This is a genomic window from Emticicia agri, assembly GCF_004168285.1.
Classification (GTDB): Bacteria; Bacteroidota; Bacteroidia; order Cytophagales; family Spirosomataceae; genus Emticicia; species Emticicia agri.
In genome coordinates, this window is the sequence record NZ_SEWF01000007.1 from 109,763 (window position 1) to 135,000 (window position 25,238).

The window sequence follows — 25,238 nt, forward strand, 5'->3', positions numbered from 1 at the left end:
AAACCTATCCAGGATGTACGTATGAAAAAAATCTGTTTGCTTGTTTTATTCTTCATCAATACACTATGGGCAAATGCTCAAATTACTAAAACTCCCGACGAATTTCTTGGCTACAAATTAGGAACTAAATTCAGCTTTCATCACCGCATTGTTGACTATGCCCTTCATGTAGCAGCTCAAAATCCGACACAGGTAAAGATATTTGATTATGGCACTACTTTCGAAGGCCGCCCGCTTGTATTAGTAGCCATAGCTACTCCCGAAAATCTTTCAAAGTTAGAAGAGATACGCACTTCCAATCTGAAAAGCATTGGTTTATTAGATGGCAAACCATCCACCAAAGTACCTGCCATTGCCTGGTTAAGCTATAATGTACATGGCAACGAAGCCGTAAGCTCAGAGGCGGTTATGCAGGTCTTGTACGAAATGCTCAACAAGAACAATACCGTTACACAAAATATTTTGAAAAATACGGTTGTGCTCATAGACCCTTGTATCAACCCCGACGGCCGTGACCGCTATGCGCAATGGTATAATAGAGTATCAAATCAAGGTTTTAATGCTACTCCTTTTGCGGCTGAACACAACGAACCCTGGCCGGGTGGACGATTCAATCACTACCTTTTTGACCCGAATCGTGACTGGGCCTGGCAAACACAGGAAATATCAATGCAACGATTGAAAATCTATAACCAATGGATGCCTCATCTACATGCTGATTTTCATGAAATGGGAGTAAATACACCTTACTATTTCCCACCGTCGGCTCGTCCCTACCATGAAGACCTGACTACCTGGCAAAGAGAATTTCAGCAGACTATCGGGGAATATAACAAAAAGTATTTCGACAAAAACTACTGGCTGTATTTCTCAAAAGAAAACTATGATTTACTTTATCCAAGTTATGGGGATACCTACCCCTCATATAACGGTGCTATAGGAATGACCTACGAACAAGGTGGTGGCGGACGTGCAGGGATTGCTATTGCTAAAGAAGATGGAGATACTTTAACATTGTCTTATCGAATCTCTCATCATTTCTCGGCAAGTCTGGCTACGCTCGAAGCCATTTCTTCAAGAGCAGATAAAACGGTTGAGGAGTTTGTCAAATTCTTTGAACGTAACAAAAATAATCCGGTAGGCACTTACAAATCATTTGTTTTGAAAAGCAAAGGCAATGAAGCGAAAGTCAAGGCATTAGCAGGGCTTCTTGATAAATTACAAATTAATTACGGCTATGCCACCAAAGAAGCCTCTGCGTCAGGTTTTGGCTATCAAAGCCTGAAAGATGAGAGTTTTAAAGTAGAAGCCAATGACCTGATTGTAAGCACTTATCAGCCTAAAGGTACATTTGTTAAAATTTTATTTGAGCCTAAAACCACATTAGAAGATTCACTTACTTATGATATTACGGCCTGGGGCTTGCCTTATGCCTATGGTTTAAAAGCATTTGCTACCAAAGAAAAATTATCAGTTGGCAATCCTCAATCAGGCAATACAATTCCTGCACTCACTGTCGAAGGCAAGCCTTATGCCTATGTGGCCTCTTATAATTCGTTTGAAGATGTAAAATTCTTGTCGCAAATCCTGTCAAAAGGCATTAAGGTTCGCTTCAACGAAAATCCGTTTGAAACTGGCGGAAGAAAATTTGAAGTGGGTTCTATCATCATTACCCGAACCAACAATTTAAGATTGGGTGACGAGTTTGACAGAATTGTACAATCAGCAGCTAAAACGTTTAATATTAATCTGTTAGCCTCTAATTCGGGTATGGTTACTTCAGGCAACGACTTTGGTTCCAGCTCAGTTAATGTACTGAAAAACCCTCGTGTAGCTGTTATTTCCGGCGATGGTATCTCCCCTACTGCTTTTGGTGAAGTCTGGCATTTCTTTGAACAACAGATTCACTACCCCATTACAGTAATTGAAGGTTCTACTTTCTCTCGTGTACCTCTCGACCAGTTAGATGTTTTGATTTTAGCTGACGGCAGTTATGAGCGCATTTTTGGGAATGGAGATGCCTTGAAAAAATGGATTCAAGGCGGCGGAAAAGTAATTGCGATGGAAGGTGCCACCAGTTATTTTGCTGATAAAGAGGGTTATGGGTTAAATCGTAAGAAAGACAATTCGGCTAATGATAAACCAGAGTTAAAAACCTACGGTACAAGAGAGCGTGAAAGTATTTCGGAACAAGTGGTAGGTGCTATTTATAAAGTAGAAATTGACAAAACGCACCCTTTAGGCTATGGTACTGATGGCAGCTATAATTTACTGGCCCGGGACCCTTACAATTTTGAATACATGAAAGAAGGCTGGAACGTTGGTTATGTAAAAGATAATAATTACATAACCGGATTTGTAGGTGAAAAAGCCAAAGATAAAATGAAGAATACGCTGATTTTTGGTGTACACGAAATGGGCAGAGGAAAAATTGTCTATATGGCTGATGACCCTATTTTCAGAGGTTTCTGGTATAGTGGCAAGCTTATATTTGGTAATGCAGTATTTTTAGTGTATTAAACATAACCTGATTTCATTCATACCCATGTATTCAACCCGACGCTCGTTTCTTAAAAATGCGGCATTAGGCAGCGCTGCTGTCTGTGCACCTGCTATTGCTCAGGCGCAACCCATTATTCCTGCCGCCGCCACTAACAAAGTAAAGCTAAGTGTATCCAGCTACTCTTACTGGCACTTTAAAGGAGAGAAGTTTCCGATAGAAAAAGTAATTGATGATGCAGCTAAATTAGGTCTCGAAGGTATTGATGTTTTGCACCGCCAGATGGCCGGTGAAGACAATGCTTATTTACAAAAACTCAAAAAGCATGCTTTTGTAAACGGTATTGCCATGACCTGTCTTTCTATCCATCAGGGTTTTGTTAATCCTGATAAAGCAGAATTGAAAAAACACATCGACCATACAAATCATTGTATCGAATTGGCCTATAAAATGGGAATTCCTTGTATGCGTTTAAATACAGGTCGTTGGGGTACAATCAAGTCTTTTGATGATTTCATGGCAAAACGAGGTATTGAACCTGCCATTGAAGGATATACAGAAGATGAAGCCTTTAAATGGTGTATCGACAGTATTCAGCAATGCTTAAAAAAAGCAGAAGAATGTGGTGTACTATTAGCACTCGAAAATCACTGGGGACTTGGCTCAACGCCGGAGGGTATGCTACGCATCAAAAATGCCATTGATTCACCGTGGTTAAGTTTATTAATGGATACAGGTAATTTCTTGGAGAATCCTTACGATAAATTGGAGAAGATAGCTCCGCAAACCAGTTTTGTACAAGCCAAAACCTATTATGGTGGCGGCGTATGGTATTCACTTGATTTAGATTACAAACGTATTGCTGATATTCTGAAAAAAGTGAACTATCAGGGCTATGTTTCCATTGAATTTGAAGGAAAAGAAGACCCATATTCAGGCGTTAAGAAAAGCGTAGATTTATTAAGAAGTGTCTTGTATTAAGTCCTAAAGATATATCAGGCGTTCGCAAAATAAATTTTGCGAACGCCTATTTTTTTGTACGAACTGCCAGTTTATGTCTTTTTCTACGTCTTTGCCAAAGTAAGAACCCCGTAATAGACAAGAAACCCGGAGTAAGCCCAATAATAATATAGATTATTTTAATTGGTAAGCCTCCATAGTTACCGATATGCAATGAATAAAAAGTAGCTTCTATTCTATTCCAAAGGCTTTCATCAGCAATACGGCTTATACTTATCATCTCTCCTGTTTGCGGGTTAAAATGAATAGAATTGTTTCCTGCCCATATAGCCGCTTCACCTTTCACAGCCCCTCTTACAAAAAATTTCTTGGCAGGTTGCGTTGGTAAATAAACATATTGCGGCATTAAATCCGGCATTTGTATGGTTGCCTGTTTAAATAAAGAATCCAATGATTTTTTAGCTACTGTATTAGATTTGGTCGGAATCATTTCCTTGATCCATACTTCAGGTTCAAAAGCAAATAAATTCAACCAGAATCCGGTAAATGCTATAATACTATTGAAAAACAATGCCCACACACCTATTATACGATGTAAATCAGAAGTGATAGTTCGCCAGCTTTTACGGTTAATTTTTATTCGGAAAGTTAAAACCTGCACAATGTGTTTTTTGTAAATAATTACACCTGTAATAATAGAAAGAATAATACATAAGCCTAAAAGTGCTACATAGGCAGTACCCGGCACACCCAATTGCAGACTGAAGTGATACTGATAAATCCAGTTGATGGCACTGGGAGTTAAATCTTGTAATTCTCCTTCTCTCAGAATTTTCCCTGTAAATGGGTCATAGGTAATAAGACCTAAATCATAACTGGTAATACGGGCATCGTTGAGATATAGCCTGAAATTATAGGCTTTATTGGGAGCATCATCAGGGTTCAGCCAGGCAATACCATCAATGGCTGGATAACGCCTGACAATATCTTTATAAAAATAATCAAGTGGCAGTTTCTTCGGTTTTTCCTGAACAGTCAGCAATTGTTCATTGACTAAAACGTCGATTTCTTCTTTAAATACCAGTGCTGACCCACTTAGCCCTAACAAAATTAAAAAAAAGCCATTAACCAGCCCGAGCCAACTGTGTATTCTAAAAAGCTGACGGTTCAGTTTCATATTTTCTTTGGTAAACAAGGTATAAAATTAGTCTCCTGTTACTTTCGCCACGAACACAACAGCACTTTATTTCCAAAAACACTGCCTATCAGCATTTTATTCCTCCAGACTGCTCCAACACTTGACCCGGAAAGTGGATTTCCATCATTGAGATAGATACTTTCGACTGAAGGTTTTTCATTTTCAAAAGAAATTTTAACGATTTCAGAAGGTGATAATTTTGAATGGTCTTTCGAATGCGCTAAAAAAGCCAGTAATTTCGGGTGGCATCCCACCCATAAATCGCCCGATTCATCTAATTCTATATTATCTGCCCCATTTACAGCAATTTCACTGTTTTCTGTCAGCTTTCCCGATACGATATCTCGGTCAAAGACCTTGATTTTTTTTCCGGTAGTAGCCGCAACAAATAGTTTTTTACCATCCTGACTCACGTTGATTCCATTGGCATATAAAAATCCATCAGCCGAAATGCTTCCTTGAGTACCATCAAAATAGCATACATTTCCCATAGGTATCTGCAATAAATCTTTTTTCGAACGCAACCACGATTTTTTTTCATCATGGTCATTGGTCAGGTAAAACTGTCTGTCCCCTACGCCAACAATATCATTAGGACTGATAAACAACTCATTTGTAATGGTTTCTTGATGAATCAAACTACTATCCGTAAACTGAAATATTTCAACAGAATTATCCTGATTTCTATGATGATTAATGACAAAAAGTATTCTCTGCCCTTCGTCCGTTTGATACAAACTAATTCCATGCGGATGAAAATCATTAAATGGCAAATTGTCTGTCAGTTTTTTAGGTTGAGGAGTATCTTCTTTAAGATTTAAAAGATAAATAGCTCCATTTGGGGCATTTTCGGTAAAAGCACTTGAGGATATTAAAGCCAACCCTGTTGTTTTATCGATTGTGATATCTTCTGCCCCATTAAAACCCTTGATTTCGGTTACTCTACCTTCAAAATGTGGTTCTATCTTTGTGAAAAAACCTGAGTTCCATGCAATTCTAAGAATAAATGCGATTACCAACAGCAATATTACTAAAGTAATTTTTAACCAGAGTTTCATAGGATAGTCTGTTTTAATCAATTCTTTTTTCTTTTCCAGAATACATAAAATATCAATACAATAAGCGCACTTATGCTAAAGGCAATCAGTAGAAAAACCTTTTTATGATTAGCTTCTGCCTGACTTTGTTTCTCGTCTATGACAGTTACATTAGCCCAGGCAATAAAGGCATCAGCCATCGGAAAAGTACCAAAGAAATATTTCTTTTGTTGTTTGCCACTTATAGGATAGCTCAGGCCTTCTATGTTATTGCGTAAACTTCTGACTATGGCAAAGTCTTTATGAATAGCCATTGCCTTGATTCCTACGATAGATGCAACTCCTCCCACATCCCAGATAATAGGACCTGAATCAATATCACCAGCCCCAACATGACCTTTGGGAAACTCCCGAATAGCTACTAATCCTAAACGACGGTCAAGAAAATGTGCTTTAAATTTCACATACTGTTGCTCGGCCAATACTGAATCAATTTCGGGTAAAAAAACATTTATCAGACTTTGCGAAGAGCCTCTGGGATATTTTTCGTCTGTTGAATGAGGTATCAACCCTGTATTTCTATCTAAATCAGTCTTTATATAAGTTACACATTTATTGATTACTTCCTGATATTTCGGGGCAAATAGTCTGTCATGCAAAGCTAATGAAGCTAAACATATAATATTATCAGCCTGCCATGTTCCGGAAGAATACGAACGTAAATAAGAAAATCCTTTTGCTTCAAAAGCATGAGCAATTTTCTCACATTTCAATGAAAAATTCTCTATATCAATACTTCTTCTTTGACTTGAATCGATAAGGGAGAGTTTTTTACCTGATAATAGTGTTGTCCAACCCTGATAAAACGCCCCATATTCTAAAGACAGATTTTTTCTAAAAGTTTTCTTCCCTTTTGCAGAGTTCACTTGCTTGATTGCCCAATCAATTTCCTCTATTGCTTCTTTTGCTAACTGACTACGCTTATCCGTTTTATCAATAAGCTCACACCATGTTAAACCATATATTACATGAAAAAAGATAAATCCTTCCGGAAAAATTTGTTGTAGTTCATCTGCTTTCCCTTGATGAATTTCATTTTTCAGAAAGTGTAACTGTTTAATAACATCCTGATTCAATACATGGTTATTATCAATTATCAGTTCAGGTTGATCATATAATTTTACACTCAAATGAATCAGCATAAACAGCAATAGCAGCAGAAAAAAACTACAGATAACTTTCAGGAATGTTCGCATCAGAAGATGAGGGAAATATTAACATTACACATCACAAATCCCTACTCCTTGTTTCAATGAAGCCAATTTATCTTTACGGGCAGGAATAAATTCCTGAGCTACAAAACCTTTAAAGCCCGTATCAGCAATTGCTTTCATAATTGAAGGATAATACAATTCCTGTGTCTCATCTATCTCGTGTCTGCCCGGTACACCTCCCGTATGATAATGCGCAATATATTGTTGATTCTCTTTAATAGTTCTGATTACATCGCCCTCCATAATCTGCATATGGTAAATATCATAGAGCAGTTTAAAATTAGCTGATCCTATCATTTTACACAAATCTACTCCCCATTTAGTATGGTCGCACATATAGTCTTTATGGTCCACTTTGCTATTTAATAATTCCATTACCAGAACCACTTTCTTGCTTTCGGCATAAGACAGTATTCTCTTTAAGCCCTCAGCACAGTTTTTCATCCCTTGCTCATCGTCAATAGCGGAATCCCGATTGCCTGAAAAACAAATCAGATTGGTAAAACCTGCTTTAGCCGTCTCGTCAATCAGGTATTTGTGCCATTTTTCTAAACCTTCGTGATGTTCTTTTTTATTCCAGCCTTTCACAATTCCCCAATCTTTTGAGGTACTCGAAACCATCGCACAACTAAGTCCGTGCTTTTTAACCGTTTCAAATTCTTCTGGTTTCAATAATTCTATGGAGGCTAAACCAATATCTTTGGCCGATTTGCAGAGGGCATCTAACGGAACCGAATCATAACACCAACGACAAACGGAGTGATTGATTTTTCCTTTGAGTTCGGAACCCATTCCGATATCGGCGGCATCAATTCGGGAAGCAATTAATCCTGCTGTGGCTACAGTTGCAGCTCCACCAACAATTTTTTTCATAGCATTACGGCGAGAGTTTGAATTTTCCATACTTTTGGAAAGTATTTAAAATATGAGGGGTTGAAATTATACAAATGTATAAAATCACTCTTTTAATCTATTCTTCGCTTATGAAAAAATTATTTGCATTCAGTTTCAGTCTCTCAATACTGACACTATATATCTCCTGCCAAAAAATTGAGGAAAATGATTCTGTTATTGAAAGCCCGCCCAAGTACGTTATTGACGACGCTAAACCTGTATGGGCAGATGAATTTAACTATTCAGGTGTGCCTGATCCAACTAAATGGAGCTACAACATTGGCGGACATGGCTGGGGCAATCAGGAAAAACAATACTATACCAAAGACGCCAAAAATGCACGTGTAGAAAATGGTGTGCTGATTATTGAGGCCAGAAAAGAAAAAATGGAAAACAATGATTATACTTCAGCACGGTTGGTAACCAAAAACAAAGCAGACTTTGTCTATGGGCGGTTTGAGATTAAAGCTAAACTCCCCAAAGGAAGAGGCACATGGCCTGCAGGTTGGATGCTGGCTACTGAAAAAAACTACGGAGCCAGCGACTGGCCGGATAACGGTGAAATTGATATTATTGAACATGTAGGTTTCGACCAGGACCGTGTACATGGCAATATTCATACAAAAGCATTTAATCATACCATTAAAACCAATAAAGGGAATAATGTGGTAGTACCCGGGGTATCAGATGATTTTCATGTTTATGCCTGCGAGTGGACACCTGATGCCATAACTATTGAGATAGACGGCAATAAATATTTCACCTTTCCAAAGCAAAGCAATTACGGTTGGGCAGAATGGCCTTTTGATAAAAAGTTTCACTTAATACTGAATATAGCTGTTGGTGGAGGTTGGGGCGGACAAAAAGGGATAGATGATAGTATCTTCCCTCAACGAATGGAGGTAGACTATGTGAGAGTCTACCAAGGAGTAAAAAAATAAATGATTTATGGTGGATAGCGGGAAAAGCACTTATAATAAGGCACTTACCATGAAACATAATTGATGAAATAAGAAAAGCAAGAATCAGATGACTCTTGCTTTTGCTCTCGTCAAACTGCTGTTGATTATTAAAATCATCGAGCCGTTGGCCTTGGCGAACGGGCCGGTGACTTTATGGCTTATTGCCTTACGCTTTACACGCATTTACTGCAATTATAGCAATAAAAATCATCACGACAACAATTTCATCAAAATATTCGTAAAAAATCTTCTTCATACTCCTTTACTTTTCCTAAAATGACTCTAATTTCCGTAAAAAGGTTGGAACTCAAGTATTATTTATTTGTTAAGTTAAGGTAGTAGTCAGAAGGATATATTCATGGCTATAACAAGTGCGTGATTACAATGCAAATATCGCAAAGCCCTTGATACCTGCCAATACCCATTTCAGGGTATTTTTTATAAATGTTATCCGTACCAGTACGTATTAGGTTAAATTAATTTTCTTTCAACAGCATATTTTATCAAGCCGACAATGGTTTTTGTATTGGTTTTACGGTAGATATTTTTTCTATGTGTCTCTACCGTTCTTTCCGAAATATACAATTGTTTCGCAATATCGGCATTCGAAAATTCTTGTGCAATTAATTTCAGGATTTCAATTTCTCTGTCTGTCAGCCGATAGGTTTCTTCTTCCGAATCATTTCTGTTAGCAAGGCTCCTCAGAATTTCGTTTGAAACTTCTCTGCTAAAATACACATTTCCTTTAGAAACCTCGTTGATAGCTTCAATCAACTCACCTCTGCCGATGGTCTTTAGAATAAAACCCGATATACCTGCGTCCATAAGGTCATGCACGATTGAAACATCATATGAAACTGACAGCGCCAGTACCTTTACCTCAGGAAATTCTTTCTTTACTCTCTGTGTCAGTTCAATACCTGTCATTTTAGGCATATACAAATCCGTCAATAAAATATCTACCGGATTATGCGCCAGATACGACAAGGCAATTTTGCCATCTAATAGCTTCCCAACTACTTCAAAATTGTCAACGTCCTGTAACATGGCTTCAATTCCATCAATCAGAATTTGATGATCGTCAACAATTAAAATTTTGAGTTTGGTGGCAGTCATTTAGAGTTAATCAGGGGAATTTCAACAATCACACTTGTCCCTCTCCCGATTGCGGAATCAAAATTAACACTTCCATTTAAATATTCCACTCTTGTTGCCACATTTTTAATTCCAATTCCATGATTTCTGGCATCTTTTGTATCAAATCCTTTTCCATTATCTTCTACAACCAGCACCAGTTCATGCTCATGTTTTACTAGTTCTATACTCACTTTGGTTGCCTCTGCATGGCGGATAATATTACTCAGAATCTCCTGCACAATCCTGTACATCATGGTCTCTATCTTTTCGCTCAATCTTTCTTTAATACCTATAATCTGTAACTCTATCTGCAAAACTCCTAAAGCATTGATTTTGTTAACAAATTGTTTCAATGCCGTCGATAACCCTAACTTGGTTAATGCCCCAGGCATCATATTATGAGATATTTCCCTGATTTCCTTTATACTTTCTTCTAATAAATCCAGAGAGTTCTGTATATGTTCGTTCTCTACTTTTTTCTTGGCCAGAAAATTACCTAATGCCATTCTTGCGGCAGCAAGCATCTGCCCTATTCCATCATGCAAATCACGTGCTATCCTTACCCTTTCTCTGTCTTCAGCTTCCAGAATAGCTTCTGTCCGCTGCTGCTGTGCCAGCGTTTTTTCCATAAAAAGTTTTTCAGCCGTATCCTGCATAGCTTTTAAGCGGTAGGCTAATAAAACCATTAATACAACTATCTCTAAAAGAAATGCGCCCGCAAAATATTCTATTTCCACCAGGCGGGTTCCATTTATAATTTCATAATTACTCAAAGCTGAGTGAAATACAATAGTAGCGATAGGTAAATTGGCCAGCAAAAAATAAAAAGCTTCTTTGGCAAAATGTTGAATCCTAATACAATAGATAGCTCCAAAAATCACATATAAGGTAGGAAACCAAAAAACCACACTTAAAATGCCACTTATGAGAGCACTGTACGAATGAAAAAGTGTATCCTTTAACGAAAGGTGGTCAACATATAAAAACAAGAGCATAATGGTAAGCATACCAATTACTGCCCAGGTCATATAATTAAAAAATGATGTTTTCAACAAATCCCAGCGAAGGTACTTTCTGATAAATAATAAGCCGGATATTAGAAACAGAAGCGAACATACATATCTCATCCGGTTACCGGATACACCAAACGAGCCATCTACATAAAACCGGATAAAATATCCCTGAGAAGTGCATATAAACCCAATGGCCATTAATACATATAGCCCATAAAAAAAATAGAGCATATCTTTAAAGGCAAACAGCAGAAGAAAAGAGAAGAAAACCACAAACAACAATATACCTATTACAAATCCCCAGGTATGATAGTCAGCCGAATAATAGTAATAATCAAAAGCATTTCTCTCCCATACTGTAATAGGTACCCATATCGAACCTACTTCTTTCCTGAGTTTTATATAACAGGTAATTTCCTGATTGGCTTTCAGGGCTATAGGGAAAATAAAATTTCTATGCTTAACAGGTCTGTCTAACTGAGGGGTATCCCATGAAAGATACTGAACATTTAATATTTTATTGTCTTCAACCGCATAAAATCTTCCTTCGTCATACAAAGGCGTAGGCAATTCTACCACAAAAGTCTGGTTGATATTAGTCGTATTTTTCAGCCTGAACTTAAACCAGTAAGCATTACCCTTAGCCCAGAAAGTAGGCGCATTGCCATTGGCTTTTTTAAAGACAAAGTTTTTAGGAAACTCCAGTATTTTCTCTATGGTAAGGGCATTACTTTTATCTAGCAGGTACATCAGCCCCAAAGGCATATTTTTTTTTGCCAGTTACCATCATAATTAATACTGGCAAAACCTGTACTATCTTGTGCCAAAAGCCTGGAACTCAGCAGGCTTATGATAAAAATATAAATACCCTTTTTTACCAGACCATCTGACTGAACTAATCCTGAAATGACTGGCAACTTCATGACATTAATAGAAGAATATATAGGATACAATAATAGCCGTAACTACTCCGGCGAAATCGGCTAACAAACCTGCTACGAGAGTATAGCGTGTATGCTTGATACTAACAGAGCCAAAATACAAGGCTAATATGTAAAGAATGGTATCTGAACAAGCCTGAAAAACACATGATAACCGACCTACAAAAGAATCGGCACCGTAGGTTTTCATGGCATCAATCATCATGGCTCTTGACCCACTGCCGCTTAAGGGGTGCATTAAGGCAGTTGGCAAAGCATCTGTAAAATCAGTATTGATACCTGTAAGTCCGAATACCCATTTCATACCATCTACTATATAAGTTAAAGCCCCACAATTACGAAAAACACTGATGGCTACCAGCATACCTACCAGATAAGGAATGACTCTTACTGAAGTTTCGAATCCGTTCTTGGCTCCTTCAATAAAGGCTGAAAATACATCTACTTTCTTATACATAGCCCCCCCAATAAAGCCCACAATAAAAATGAACAGTATCATATTACTCACTACTTTAGAAGTAGTCTCAATTTCTTCTTTCGACAACCTCGCAAAATACCAGATAACAAAACCGATAAAGGCCGTAACACCCAACAACCATGATAGCAGGGTTTTATCAAAGAAATTGATACGTTGTTTAATACCCACAAACAACATTCCGGTAAGGGTAGCTACATAAACAGATATTAACGCAGGGATAAAAATATCAGAGGGGTCGGCAGCATTATAAATTGCTCTTTGTGCCATTATACTTAAAGGTATTAGTACAGGGCCTGCACTATGCAGTACCATAAACATAATCTGGGCATTAGAGGCCGTATCTTTATGAGGGTTCAACTCCTGTAGGCTTTGCATGGCTTTTAAACCAAATGGTGTAGCGGCATTATCTAACCCTAACATATTGGCCGAAAAATTCATAATCATTTGTCCATTGGCAGGGTGGTCTTTGGGTACTTCCGGAAATAACTTGCTGAAAAACGGCCCGATGATTCTTGCCATTCTTCTGATAACCCCTGCCTCCTCTCCTACTTTCAGAATACCCAGAAAAAAAGTCATGACCCCGGCCAGCGGCAAAGCTATATCCATTACTGCCAGTTTAGCAGAATCAAACATACCATCAACTACAAGCTTGAATATTTCAGTATCGCCTGTAAAAATGAGTTTGATAAGCGCAATAACAAATGCAATAAGAAAAAATGCTACCCAAATGTAGTTTAATGCCATAAATTTGAGATTTTAGGGTTAGATTTGTCGGGAATATAGAACAAACCGATATTAATCTGATAGGTTTTCTGTCAAAAAATCAAATTTACACAAACAAATCATTACTATGACAAAACTAAAGCTAATTTTAGGATTCTTCACTATTATACAGCTAATAGCGAGTTGTACTTCTCAAACCAAAACTGAAAATACTGATAGTCTGACGGCAGACTCAACCCAGATTCAAAAGGATACAGTAACTATAGTTGATGAGAATAAAATTCCGGAATTAGAGCAAAGAATGATAGATCAGGGATTAGTAAATATCCAGACTATCGACTCAACAATCATGGTAGAATTGAAATATTCGACTACTGATAATTTTGTACATACAGATGTTTATGGCGACTTGACACGTGCTTACATGCAACAAAAGCCTGCTGAAATGCTTGCCAAAGCCAGTAAGATACTCCAAAGCAAATATCCCAACTACAGACTACTGGTTTACGATAGTTCACGTCCTTTAACAGTACAACATAAATTCTGGGCATTGTTAGATACTGTTCCACCAATAAAGAGGGCTGACTTTGTAGCCAATCCGGCAGAAGGCTCTATTCACAATTTCGGTTCGGCTGTTGATTTGACAGTCTATGACCTGACAACGCAAAAACCATTAGATATGGGCACTAAATACGATTATTTCGGCGATTTAGCCTACCCTATCTATGAAGAGCAGATGTTGAAAGAAGGCAGACTCACCAAAGAACAAATTGCCAATAGATTGGTATTACGCAATGCTATGGAAAAAGCAGGCTATATGCGTATAGACAGTGAGTGGTGGCATTTTAATGCACTCTCTCGTGCAAAAGCCAAAGAATTATATAAGATTATAGAATAAGTTTTTCATCTTCCACAGTAGCTAACATTCATGTTTGAAGAGATTAACGCCTATATAAAACGTTACACACTTTGCGACGAACAAGAGGTAAAGTTTTTCAACTCATTGCTTCAATATAAAACCATTACTAAGAAAACCTTTTTGTTGCAAGAGGGAGAAATATGCAAGTTTGAGGCCTTTATCAAAAAAGGCTGTATCCGTACCTATTATATAGACCACAAGGGTGCAGAAGTAACCTTGCAATTTGCCATTGAAAACTGGTGGGTGAGCGACATTGCCAGTTTTCATGAGCAAAAGCCCAGCCGTATGTTTATTGAAACCCTAGAAGACTGTGAGTTGCTTCTACTAACGCCTGAAACCAAAGAAAAGCTCCTGATGCAAGTACCCAAATTTGAGCGGATGTTCAGGTTAATGGTACAGCGTAATCTTACCCGATTGCAAGAACGTTTGTTTCAGACCATTGCTACTACTGCCGTAGAAAAGTACCTTGACTTTATAGAACGCTACCCAACTATTCCACAAAGAGTAGCGCAACATTATATTGCTTCTTATTTAGGCTTTTCGCCGGAGTTTCTGAGTAAGGTTAGAACTAAACTGGCGAAGAAATAAAACAAGTGTTTTGCTGCCAATTATTGAAGTTTTTTCAGATTTTTAATTATGCTTAGACTAAAAATTATACCTCGTCAAACAATGAACAAACTATCTGTTCTGATTCTTTTTTTACCCTTTTTGTTTCTTATCAATCTTTTGCACAGATTAATCCCTACTCACCGCTTGAGGGTTTTAGTAATGCACACTTAAGTAAAGAAATAGCTATTAGATTAACTGAAGGAATTCCCAACGATTCATTAAAGCTATTAGCTATCTACGACTGGATTATAGAAAATATTGCTTACGATACTTTATTATATAAGCAGTCACAAAACTCTATGTTTTGGGATAAATTCAATTCTTCTAAATTCTTTACGATTGTGCTGAAATTCTTGCGAAAAAGAAAACAATTGATTTTGGCTATGCTCATTTATTTTCCTCTATGTGTAACCACATAGGCATACAGAATGCTGTTGTAAAAGGGTTTGGTCGCATTGATAGTACTCAAATTCAGAAACCAAATCATACCTGGGTAGCATTTAAACTACATAATAAATGGTACATTGCTGACCCCTCATGTGATTCGGATATTTATCATACAGGCTATAAAACTGAACAGAAATCCAGATATGTTTACTTAATGGGTGATCCTAAAATTTTTCTGACTCTCCATTTTCCAATTGATCCACTATGGCAACTCAGACCCTCAATTATCTCATTGAAAGACTGGAACGCTTTTACCTTCAATTCAAATACCGGAGATATTGCTTTTAATTATATTGACTCTTTGAAAAATTATGACAATATTGCCATAGAAAAAAATTTCCTTGCCAGCCTGAATAGAGTTATTCAAAATAAAGAGCTTGCTTATATAGCCCACTATGAATACTGTTCTTTTTTTTCACAACTTTTGGACGAAGAAATAGCTAAATATTTAAACATTAACAGACAATTAAATTCAGGAAATAAGAATATTGAAGAAATGGCAAGAAAACTATTGCCAAGAAAAAAAGAATTATTTGATCGACTTTTACGAATCGAATCTTATGTGACAAAATTTAATTATCATGGTCAAAAGTTATCAGAAGTTCAATACCCGAGTAAATTCAACTCCATAATAGCTGGAACGATATCATATTCAAAAGAAGAAACCAACAGAATAAATCATTTTCTGGTGTATGAACGGAACTCATTAAAGGAGACTATCAAAGAGTTAGAACCTTACCAAAAGAAAACCGCCAGTAAAAAGTAATACCCACCCGGTACTACTTTTTTTTCACATTCTTCATTTCTTGTCATAGTTCAATGTTTTTGAATTTTCAAGGGCGCAACTTTGTATCATTAAATCAACAACAACTAAGTTGAGATTTGAGACAAAGCATTTTTGAATTTTAAAATATTATGACAATGGAAAATAAAACCTTAGGTATCCACCACATTACAGCCATTGCTGGTGATGCCAAACGCAATTTCAACTTTTATACAAAAGTATTAGGCTTACGTTTCATTAAAAGAACCGTAAATTTTGACGACCCTCAAACTTATCACTTTTACTTTGGCGATGAAGAAGGTAATCCCGGTACTATTCTTACTTTCTTTCCTTGGGGCAGTGCGGTAAGACAAGGTAAACGTGGCGCAGGTATGGCTACCGAAATCGGGTATGCAGTACCCGAAGGAAGTCTGGATTTCTGGGTAGATCGATTCAAAAAATACAATGTAATTTATAACAAACCTTCTGAAAGGTTTGGCGAGAAATACCTGACTTTCTTAGACCCTGATGGTTTGAAATTAGAATTGATTGTACCTAAAACCCCTGATACCAGAAAGCCTTATGAAACAGGTGAAGTAAAAGCTGAAGTAGCTACCAGAGGTTTCTATAATACAACCATCACGCTTAACGACATCAAACCAACTGCAATGGTATTGACAGAGATATTTGGTTATAAATTAATCGGACAAGAAGCAAATCGTTACCGCTATGCGACTGATGCCGTAACCACTGCCAATATTATTGATTTGGTAGAGTTACCAAACGAAGCAAGAGGATTAGGCGCCGGTGGTACAGTTCACCATATTGCGTTCAGAGTAAAAGATGATGCTACTCAAATGGAGTTTCATGATAAAATCGAGAAATTAGGGTTTCATATTACGCCGCAGATAGACCGTAATTATTTCCATTCGTTGTATTTCAGAGAACCGGGTGGCGTATTATTTGAAATTGCCACTGATAATCCAGGATTTACCGTAGATGAGCCATTGGAAGAATTAGGTACTAACCTGAAACTACCAGCACAATACGAGCCACGTAGAAAACAGATAGAAGAACATCTGGTAAAATTAGACTGATTTAAAAACTGATAATGTATCATGGATTTTCAAGCATTAAAATATATTTATCAGCCAAGCAATCATGCAGGAGCAAATACCCTTTTGCTTCTGCATGGCACAGGTGGCGACGAAAATGACCTACTGCCTATTGCCAAAGAATTCGGGAATGATTTCAACATTCTGAGCCTTAGAGGAAATGTATCAGAAAATGGAATGCCTCGTTTTTTTAAACGCTTAGGCATGGGCATATTCGATGAACAGAATTTAACCTTTCGTACACACGAAATGGTTGATTTTATCAAAATTTTGGCTGAAAAAGAAGGCTTCGATACTACAAAGATTATTGCTTTGGGCTATTCGAATGGGGCTAATATTGCAGGCAGTACCTTGGTTTTGTACCCTGATTTTCTGGCAGGAGCTATCTTATACCGACCAATGCAGCCCTTTAAGAACATAAAAGATGACTTAAAAAACAGCAGTAATACTCCCATATTTATGAGTAATGGCATGGCTGACCCGACCATTTACCCGTCTGATACTGTAAAATATATAGGTATTCTAAAAAATGCAGGGTTTGACGTAGCCAATTACAGTCTATCAACCGGCCATAATCTAACCAGAGAAGATTTGCAACTATCGATTGAGTGGTACAAACAACACTTTGTTAATAATCGTTAAAAAGCCAAGGGATAATAGCCAGAATATAGCATCGAGTTGAAATAGTTTTTTTAGATTTGCGGAAAGATTCCTTAAACCCATTATGATAAAAAAACTATTCGGGGCTTATATGCTGGTTATTATCCTTTTTTCGTGTAATAACACCGAAAAATCAGGTGATACTACTGATAAAACCTCAACCACGCCTTCCATTCCTTTTAAATTAGTTAATTCTTTTCCTCACGACACCACCGCTTTTACCGAGGGGCTTTTAGTACATAATAATCAGGTATTTGAAAGTACTGGTTCTCCTGACCAACTGACTGAAACTTCGTCTGTTATCGGGATTCTTGATTTAAAGACAGGAAAACTAAACACAAAAGTTACACTTGATAAATCACAATACTTTGGTGAGGGCATTGCCATTCTGAATGACAAAATCTATCAACTTACCTGGAAATCGAAAAAAGGTTTTGTATATGATTTAAAAACTTTCAAAAAGATACAGGATTTTAGTTTTAACAATAATGAAGGCTGGGGATTGACTACCGACGGCAAATCTTTGATTATGAGCGATGGCACTTATAACCTTACTTATTTAGACCCTACTACTTTGGCTGTTATTAAAACCCTTCCGGTAAGAGAAAATGGTTATGCCAAAGAGCAGATTAACGAATTAGAATACATCAAAGGCTTTATTTATGCCAATATCTGGCAAACCAATGAAATTATAAAGATTGACCCTGCTACGGGCAATGTAGTAGCTAAATTAGATCTTGGCACACTGGCAACAGACGCCAGAACCCAATATGCCAAGTCTTTGGAAATGAATGGCATTGCTTTCGATTCAACAAGCAATAAAGTTTATGTTACCGGAAAAATGTGGCCCAAAGTGTATGAAATAGATTTTAGTTATTAAAAAAACAAATGTCAGGTAGCAGGAAAGACTGGTACTAACGAAAACTGTGGAAAGAAGCCTTTTGCGTTTATCAATCGGAATATTATAGAGATTTATTGAGGGCAATGATTTGTTTTTGAAAGATTTTAATACAAATTATTAGTTTTTTTCGTATCTTTGCATACTTTTTTGGAAGACACTCCCAAATAAATTATTTTTATCGATATGCGTAAACTCCGTATTCTGTACGTTGCAAGTGAAATAAATCCCTTCCTGCAAGTTTCAGAAGTAGCAGAATTTCTTCGTAAACTTCCGCAAGCCATGCAAGAAAAAGGCATGGAAATCCGAATCCTGATTCCTCGTTTTGGCTCAATCAATGAGCGTAAAAACCGCCTCCACGAAGTGGTAAGACTATCAGGAATAAATATTTCAGTCGGAGAAGATGAAAAACCTCTTATTATTAAAGTGGCTTCTATCCCGAGTGCAAAATTGCAGGTTTATTTTTTAGACAATGAAGACTATTTCAACAGGAAATACGTTTTCTTAGATAAAGAGGGAAGTTTCTACGATGACAATGACGAAAGAACTATCTTTTTCTGTAAGGGAGTTCTGGAAACTGTGAAGAAACTTGGTTGGGCTCCAGACATCGTACATTGCACTGATTGGATGACTGCTCTAATTCCGCTGTATCTCAAAACAACTTATAAAAACGACCCTGTTTTCAAAGATACAAAATCAGTTTTTACTATTTATAATAACGCTTTTGAGCACAAGTTCGACGAGGATATTCTTGAAAAAGCAAAAGCGATGGACGTCTCAGACGAGGCATTAGCCCATTTGCGTTCGGCGGACTTTGAAGGATTCATCAAAATAGGTTGTCAATATGCCGACTCGGTAGTAAAAGCTAACGAGGATATGAATGAAAAATTAAGTACATTATTGAATGAAATTAAAGCTAACAAAATTGAAGCAGGTATTGAAGACAACGACGTTACAGAAACGTACTTTAATCTTTATACAGAACTCGTTCCTTAAAAATAGCCGGAATTTCACACATAAGATGCGGAATGTAGCCCTGATGCTACTTTCCGCTTTCTTTTTCTCGTGTGAAGACCCTATTAATATTGCCGTTGACACACCCACTACCGGAGGACAGTTTTCTACCACATTTACAGACACACTTACTGTGGAAAGAGCAACCGTTATGCTCGACTCTACCGTTACCTCTGAACAAACAGGTGCACTTGTCGGACACTATAAAGACCCAGTTTTCGGCGATGTATCAGCTACAGTATTTGCACAGGTAACACTTCCTTATGACGGAACCAATGGTTCTTATTATCCTTTTGCCGTAGCCACTGCCGATTCATTGACAGCCGTATATGATTCAATGTATGTATATGTAGTACATAACGGTTTTTCTTATGGAGACTCTACTAAACCTGTTACATTGAATATTCATCGCTTAACAGAAGATTTTGTTAAAGGCAAAAAATACCTTAACGATAATTCACTGGCTTATAATGCTACTCCTTTAGCCAGCCAGGTACTTACCTATAAAGACTTCAAGCGTGCGACTGTAAGTACAACAGATAGTTTGATTAAATTTAAAATGCCTCAGACAGTAGGTCAGGAGTTGTTTGCACTTGCCAACAAAGCCGAAAGCCGGGATATTGATAAATTTACAGCAGCCGTAAAAGGATTTGCCTTTACAGTTAATCAGAGTGCCGAAACTGTGTATGGTCTTTCGCTCACGGCTGGCACCAGCTACCCGGTTGTTTATTACCATGCGCCTGGAGATACCGTAGCCAAAAGCCTTCCATTAACATTCCTCGGTGAGCGTTTTAGTGAGATTAAAAGCAACAGACAAGGTACTGTTTTGCAAGACCTCAAGATGTTTCAATCAATTCCGGCGTCGGCTACCGGTAATAAAACCTATATGCAGACAGGGGCTGGTATTACCACCAAAATGACTTTCCCAACCCTGGAAAACCTCCTGAAAACGGGTAGTAATAATGTTGCTATTAACAAAGCGGAGTTAATTCTTGAGCCCGATTTAGACCAGATTACTGGCAATTTCAAGCCACCTGCCCAGATTGCACTGGTTGAAATAGGAAAAGATAACCGCTTGAAGAAAACCAATAATATAGAAGATTTTGTTGCGCTTGATGTTGCTTCTGGTGTACAATATGTATCAGACTACAGCACTACTAACAACAATTACAAGTTTAATTTTACTTCGTATATTCAGGATATTATAAACAAGCGGAAAACTACCGATGGCATTGCGCTTGTGCCAAGTATAATCAGCACCAGTTCTACCGGAGCTACTACGATACTTATTTATAACAATAATGTATCAAGGGCGGTATTCAAAAACATTAAGCTGAATGTCTATTACTCAGGTAAAAGATAAAATACTATATTTAAAGGATAAAATCATATAATAAAAGAGGAGACCGAAATCTCCTCTTTTTTATTTTTATATTGTATTTTTTTCATAAATTTGAATGATTATGAGTTCATAAATTGGACTTTTTTAATTAAAAACTTCTTTATTTACAGAAAACTAACATTCTACTTAAAAACTTTTTAAAAACTATGTGCGGAATTGTTGCATACGTCGGGCATCGGGAAGCTGCTCCTCTTATTATCAAAGGGCTTAAAAGATTAGAATATCGTGGGTACGACAGTGCAGGTATAGCCTTGTTAAATGGTCACGGCCTTAAAGTCTATAAGAAAAAGGGCAAAGTTTCAGATTTAGAGAATGAGTTAAAAGACAAGGAACTCTTAGCCCGTATAGGCATTGGTCATACCCGTTGGGCTACTCACGGAGAGCCAAACGATATTAATGCCCACCCGCATTATTCAACCAACAAGAAATTAGCTATTATCCACAATGGAATTATTGAAAACTATGCCTCTATCAAACAAAGCCTGATCAATAAAGGCTATGCTTTTGAAAGTGCAACAGATACAGAGGTATTGATTAAATTCATTGAAGATATTCAGACCAATATGTTTTGCAATCTGGAAGAAGCAGTCAGAATTGCACTTCATGAAATTGTAGGTGCTTATGCCATTGTGATTATTGACGAAGAAAACCCTACACAGTTAATCGCAGCCCGTAAAGGTAGCCCTTTGGTAATTGGCGTTGGTGAAGATGAATTTTTCTTTGCTTCTGATGCTACACCTATCATTGAATATACCAAAGAAGTAGTTTATCTCGACGATTACGAAATTGCCATTGTCAAAGACAATGAGCTAATCATTAAAAACTTAGCCAACGAAGATATTGCGCCTTATGTAGAAACCGTTGAACTGGAACTGGAAGCCATTGAGAAAGGCGGATACGACCACTTTATGCTGAAAGAAATCTTTGAGCAACCCCGTTCAATTGCCGATTCCATGAGAGGACGTATCAATCTTGAAAATGCAAGTTTACAATTGGGTGGTCTGAGAGATTATTTAGACAAAATAGCTAAAACAGATAGAATTGTAATAGTGGCCTGCGGAACTTCGTGGCACGCTGGTTTGGTAGGTGAATACCTTTTTGAAGAATTGGCCCGTGTCAATGTAGAAGTTGAATATGCGTCTGAATTCCGTTACAGAAATCCAATTATCAAAGAAGGAGATATAGTAATAGCCATTTCGCAATCGGGCGAAACTGCCGATACCATGGCAGCATTAGAATTAGCCAAATCAAAAGGAGCTATTATTTTAGGTGTTTGTAATGTAGTAGGGTCTTCAATTGCCCGTATTACACATGCAGGGGTTTATACCCATGCAGGCCCGGAAATCGGCGTAGCCAGTACTAAAGCCTTTACAGCACAGGTAACCGTACTAAGCCTGATTGCCATCGCCACAGCGCATAAAAAAGGCACTATCAGCCAGGATTTATACCGTGAGTTGCTTTTTGGCTTAGAAGCCATTCCGGCAAAGGTTGAAAAAATCCTGAAAAGTGCCGATAAGATAAAAGATATATCCAAGCTGTTTACGTTTGCCTCTAACTTTATCTTCTTAGGTCGTGGGCTGAATTTTCCTGTAGCTTTGGAAGGTGCATTAAAGTTAAAAGAGATTTCGTATATTCATGCCGAGGGATACCCTGCCGCTGAAATGAAACATGGCCCTATTGCCTTGATTGATGAAGATATGCCTGTGGTATTTATTGCGACTAAAGATAATTCTTACGAGAAAATTGTCTCAAATATTCAGGAAGTAAAAGCCCGTAAAGGCCGTGTAATTGCGATTGTTACGGAAGGCGACACGCTGATTCCAAAAATGGTAGATTTCGTGATAGAAGTACCAAGAACCAACGATTTGTTGCTTCCGCTAATCACTTCTATTCCATTGCAGTTGATTTCTTACTATATAGCCGTTATGAGAGGCAGAAATGTTGACCAGCCCCGCAACCTGGCCAAGTCGGTAACTGTAGAGTAAGTTGGTATATTATATAAGAAGCAGTAATCTTTTATCGATTACTGCTTCTTTGCAAAAACTTCAGAAAAATAGGGCTCGGCAAACTATCTGTTAAATACCTTGATAAAATTGCTTATCAGCCAGTTTTCATCTGCTTTTAATAATGAGGTAAGGGTAGTATCAGCAAACACTGTTACTGTACTAATATCATTCACAATTTTCAAAAACTCTTCTTTCTCGGCAGTATCAGGCTTAATACCTTCTTTCAAATCTGCCATAGCATCAATAAGTGGTCCGATTTCTCGGCGTCGTCGCTCTTTAGCAATCTGCTTTGCGACTTTCCAAATGTCTTTTTCTGCAATAAAGTACTCTTTCCGCTCTCCGGGAAGTAGTTGCTTGTAAATTAAGCCCCAATCCATCAAATCGCGGAGGTTCATGTTTACATTCCCCCTTGAAATCTGTAAATCTGCCATAATTTCGTCGGCATTCATAGACTTGGGTGAAAGCAAAAGCAATGAGTGTATCTGTGCCATCGTGCGGTTAATCCCCCACTGAGTGGCAAGCGTACCCCATGTATGGATAAACTTATCCTTTGCTTCTTTTAACTCCATAGTAACCATTTTTTTAATTTTATATATTTGCACGTAAGCGTTATTGACTCAAAGTAAAATAACAATTTTGAATTTTCAAAATATTTTGAAAAAAATAACACAAAAACCAAACCAAACTTTATATTTTCATAACTAATTGATTAGCAACTATTTACAAAATTAAACAGTTCCAACTTTTGAGTAGAATATTACCCAACACTCATTAGTTCGGGAGAAATCTATACTTAAATACCGGAATACAAACCTTTATCTCCTAAATTATTGAGTCTGAATCGTATAAAATATAGTGTAATTTCGCTTATTTCGTATCCTAAAAAATCAGCAAAAAATGTTCTCTACACAGACCTATATCGAAAGACGCAATGCCCTGAAACGCCATGTCGGAAGTGGATTGATTTTAATTATGGGCAACGAAGAAGCCCCTATGAATTACCACGATAATACCTATCGTTATCGGCAGGATAGTAATTTTTTATATTACTTCGGTATCAGCCTTGCCAATCTGGCCGCAGTGATAGATGTGGACTCGGGAGAGGAAATTATTTTCGGCGATGAATTCTCAATGGACGATATTATCTGGGTCGGGCCACAACCTACTTTAGCCGACCAAGCCCGCAAAGTGGGAGTTTATCGTACTGAAGCTTATGCAAAATTAGCCGATAAATTAGCGAAAGCGAAGAAAGTACACTTTACACCGCCTTACCGTTATGAAAACAAGTTCAAACTGAGCGAATGGTTGAGTATCCCCGTAAATCAGCTAAAAGAAAAAGCTTCAGTTGACCTTATTCATGCCATTATTGCACAACGTGCCTATAAATCGGCAGAGGAAATTGTGCAAATGGAAGAAGCTGTCAATATTTGTCGTGAAATGCACATAGCAGCCATGCGTGAGACCAAAGCAGGAAGAAAAGAGTATGAAATAGCCGCAATTATTCACGGGAAAGCCCTTGAGTTCGGTGGTGAGTTAGCTTACCCTATTATCTTCAGTGTAAACGGGCAAACGCTTCATAACCATTATCATGGCAATACCATGACCGAGGGTAGATTAGCCCTGAATGATTCAGGGGCAGAAAACAGTATGTTTTACGCAGGAGATATTACCCGTACAATTCCGGTGAGCAAAAAATTTACTGAAAAGCAAAAAGACATTTATAATATAGTTCTTAAAATGCAACTGGCGTCTATTGAAGCCCTGAAACCGGGTATTCAGTATAAAGAAGTCCATTTATTAGCTAATAGAGTTTTATTAGAAGGATTAAGCGATTTGGGCTTTGTAAAAGGCAATGTTGATGAAATGCTTAACGAGGGTGTACAAGGGCTGTTTATGCCACATGGCTTAGGCCATGCTATAGGTTTAGATGTACATGATATGGAAGATTTGGGCGAAAACTATGTGGGCTACAGAGACGGGTTAGAAAGAAGTACTCAATTAGGATTAAAATCGCTCAGAATGGCTAAAGAATTAGAAGAAGGATACGTAATTACGGTAGAGCCGGGCCTCTATTTTATACCTGAACTAATTGACAAATGGAAATCTGAAAAAAAATTCACCGATTTCATCAATTATGAGAAATTAGAGACATACAGAGACTTCGGCGGTGTGCGTATAGAGGATAATTGTCTCATAACCGCCGATGGACAAAAAACATTAGGCAAGCCTATTCCTAAGACCATTGAAGAAGTAGAAGATTTAAAAAATTAGTGTTCATTAAGGCATAT

General features: G+C 37.6%; 22 protein-coding genes. 13 read left to right on the forward strand and 9 right to left on the reverse strand.

All coding sequences use genetic code 11. The annotated features are described in order from the left end of the window. Positions 1–21 precede the first annotated feature (21 nt). Positions 22–2,520 (forward strand): M14 metallopeptidase family protein, encoded by a 2,499-nt coding sequence (locus tag EWM59_RS06655; RefSeq protein WP_130020164.1) that lies wholly within the window; start codon positions 22–24, stop codon positions 2,518–2,520. A gap of 25 nt (positions 2,521–2,545) precedes the next feature. Next, on the forward strand, positions 2,546–3,481 hold the full coding sequence (locus EWM59_RS06660; protein ID WP_130020165.1) for a sugar phosphate isomerase/epimerase family protein: 936 nt from the start codon (positions 2,546–2,548) through the stop codon (positions 3,479–3,481). A gap of 46 nt (positions 3,482–3,527) precedes the next feature. Here EWM59_RS06660 and EWM59_RS06665 read toward each other — a convergent pair whose 3' ends face one another. Genes EWM59_RS06665 through EWM59_RS06680 form a run of 4 tightly spaced genes read right to left on the reverse strand, consistent with a single transcriptional unit; the run spans position 3,528 to position 7,842 of the window. Next, the gene (locus tag EWM59_RS06665) at positions 3,528–4,637 is read right to left on the reverse strand and encodes a PepSY-associated TM helix domain-containing protein (protein WP_130020166.1); all 1,110 of its coding nucleotides are present in this window, start codon (positions 4,635–4,637) and stop codon (positions 3,528–3,530) included. Between the two features lie 38 nt (positions 4,638–4,675). Then, the gene (locus tag EWM59_RS06670; RefSeq protein ID WP_130020167.1) at positions 4,676–5,716 is read right to left on the reverse strand and encodes an SMP-30/gluconolactonase/LRE family protein; all 1,041 of its coding nucleotides are present in this window, start codon (positions 5,714–5,716) and stop codon (positions 4,676–4,678) included. Between the two features lie 17 nt (positions 5,717–5,733). Further along, the gene (locus EWM59_RS06675) at positions 5,734–6,951 is read right to left on the reverse strand and encodes a hypothetical protein (protein ID WP_130020168.1); all 1,218 of its coding nucleotides are present in this window, start codon (positions 6,949–6,951) and stop codon (positions 5,734–5,736) included. Between the two features lie 24 nt (positions 6,952–6,975). Then, complete coding sequence (locus EWM59_RS06680) at positions 6,976–7,842, reverse strand: hydroxypyruvate isomerase family protein (protein WP_229239296.1); 867 nt, start codon at positions 7,840–7,842, stop codon at positions 6,976–6,978. Positions 7,843–7,952: 110 nt separating this feature from the next. Between EWM59_RS06680 and EWM59_RS06685 the strand changes: the two genes are divergently transcribed. After that, positions 7,953–8,804: a glycoside hydrolase family 16 protein gene (locus EWM59_RS06685; RefSeq protein ID WP_130020170.1), complete on the forward strand. Its 852-nt coding sequence runs from the start codon at positions 7,953–7,955 to the stop codon at positions 8,802–8,804. A 492-nt stretch (positions 8,805–9,296) separates the two neighbouring features. Here the strand turns inward: EWM59_RS06685 and EWM59_RS06690 are convergent, their stop codons facing one another. The 4 genes from EWM59_RS06690 to EWM59_RS06700 are packed head-to-tail and all read right to left on the reverse strand — an operon-like array spanning position 9,297 to position 13,138. After that, a complete protein-coding gene (locus EWM59_RS06690; protein ID WP_130020171.1) occupies positions 9,297–9,941 on the reverse strand; it encodes a response regulator in 645 nt (214 codons plus the stop codon). Then, a complete protein-coding gene (locus EWM59_RS06695) occupies positions 9,938–11,725 on the reverse strand; it encodes a sensor histidine kinase (protein ID WP_165372122.1) in 1,788 nt (595 codons plus the stop codon). Before EWM59_RS06695 ends, EWM59_RS06690 begins: the two co-directional genes overlap by 4 nt. Then, positions 11,725–11,898, reverse strand: a complete 174-nt coding sequence (locus EWM59_RS27590) for a hypothetical protein (protein ID WP_165372123.1) — start codon at positions 11,896–11,898, stop codon at positions 11,725–11,727. Before EWM59_RS27590 ends, EWM59_RS06695 begins: the two co-directional genes overlap by 1 nt. A 4-nt stretch (positions 11,899–11,902) precedes the next feature. Continuing rightward, positions 11,903–13,138 carry a spore maturation protein gene (locus EWM59_RS06700; RefSeq protein ID WP_130020173.1) on the reverse strand — a complete coding sequence of 412 codons (1,236 nt, stop codon included), beginning with the start codon at positions 13,136–13,138 and terminating at the stop codon, positions 11,903–11,905. Positions 13,139–13,244: 106 nt separating this feature from the next. Between EWM59_RS06700 and EWM59_RS06705 the strand changes: the two genes are divergently transcribed. The 9 genes from EWM59_RS06705 (at position 13,245) to glmS (ending at position 22,929) form a co-directional block, all read left to right on the forward strand. Next, on the forward strand, positions 13,245–14,015 hold the full coding sequence (locus EWM59_RS06705) for a M15 family metallopeptidase (RefSeq protein WP_130020174.1): 771 nt from the start codon (positions 13,245–13,247) through the stop codon (positions 14,013–14,015). Positions 14,016–14,045: 30 nt separating this feature from the next. Continuing rightward, positions 14,046–14,624: a Crp/Fnr family transcriptional regulator gene (locus EWM59_RS06710; RefSeq protein ID WP_130020175.1), complete on the forward strand. Its 579-nt coding sequence runs from the start codon at positions 14,046–14,048 to the stop codon at positions 14,622–14,624. 370 nt (positions 14,625–14,994) lie between these two features. After that, complete coding sequence (locus tag EWM59_RS06715; protein ID WP_262709172.1) at positions 14,995–15,858, forward strand: transglutaminase domain-containing protein; 864 nt, start codon at positions 14,995–14,997, stop codon at positions 15,856–15,858. A 155-nt stretch (positions 15,859–16,013) separates the two neighbouring features. Next, entirely contained in the window at positions 16,014–16,952 is a 939-nt protein-coding gene (locus EWM59_RS06720) for a ring-cleaving dioxygenase (RefSeq protein WP_130020177.1), read from the forward strand. Between the two features lie 21 nt (positions 16,953–16,973). Beyond that, on the forward strand, positions 16,974–17,612 hold the full coding sequence (locus tag EWM59_RS06725; RefSeq protein WP_130020178.1) for an alpha/beta hydrolase: 639 nt from the start codon (positions 16,974–16,976) through the stop codon (positions 17,610–17,612). Between the two features lie 82 nt (positions 17,613–17,694). Continuing rightward, positions 17,695–18,510, forward strand: coding sequence for a glutaminyl-peptide cyclotransferase (locus EWM59_RS06730; protein WP_130020179.1), 816 nt, complete (start codon positions 17,695–17,697; stop codon positions 18,508–18,510). A 204-nt stretch (positions 18,511–18,714) separates the two neighbouring features. Then, on the forward strand, positions 18,715–19,524 hold the full coding sequence (locus EWM59_RS06735; RefSeq protein ID WP_130020180.1) for a glycogen/starch synthase: 810 nt from the start codon (positions 18,715–18,717) through the stop codon (positions 19,522–19,524). Positions 19,525–19,549: 25 nt separating this feature from the next. After that, positions 19,550–20,905 carry a DUF4270 family protein gene (locus EWM59_RS06740; RefSeq protein ID WP_165372124.1) on the forward strand — a complete coding sequence of 452 codons (1,356 nt, stop codon included), beginning with the start codon at positions 19,550–19,552 and terminating at the stop codon, positions 20,903–20,905. A 185-nt stretch (positions 20,906–21,090) separates the two neighbouring features. Continuing rightward, on the forward strand, positions 21,091–22,929 hold the full coding sequence (gene glmS / locus EWM59_RS06745) for a glutamine--fructose-6-phosphate transaminase (isomerizing) (RefSeq protein ID WP_130020182.1): 1,839 nt from the start codon (positions 21,091–21,093) through the stop codon (positions 22,927–22,929). 83 nt (positions 22,930–23,012) lie between these two features. Here the strand turns inward: glmS and EWM59_RS06750 are convergent, their stop codons facing one another. Continuing rightward, the gene (locus EWM59_RS06750; protein WP_165372125.1) at positions 23,013–23,519 is read right to left on the reverse strand and encodes a GbsR/MarR family transcriptional regulator; all 507 of its coding nucleotides are present in this window, start codon (positions 23,517–23,519) and stop codon (positions 23,013–23,015) included. A 328-nt stretch (positions 23,520–23,847) separates the two neighbouring features. Here EWM59_RS06750 and EWM59_RS06755 point away from each other — a divergent pair, with 328 nt between their 5' ends. Beyond that, a complete protein-coding gene (locus EWM59_RS06755; protein ID WP_130020184.1) occupies positions 23,848–25,221 on the forward strand; it encodes an aminopeptidase P family protein in 1,374 nt (457 codons plus the stop codon). Positions 25,222–25,238: the final 17 nt, after the last annotated feature.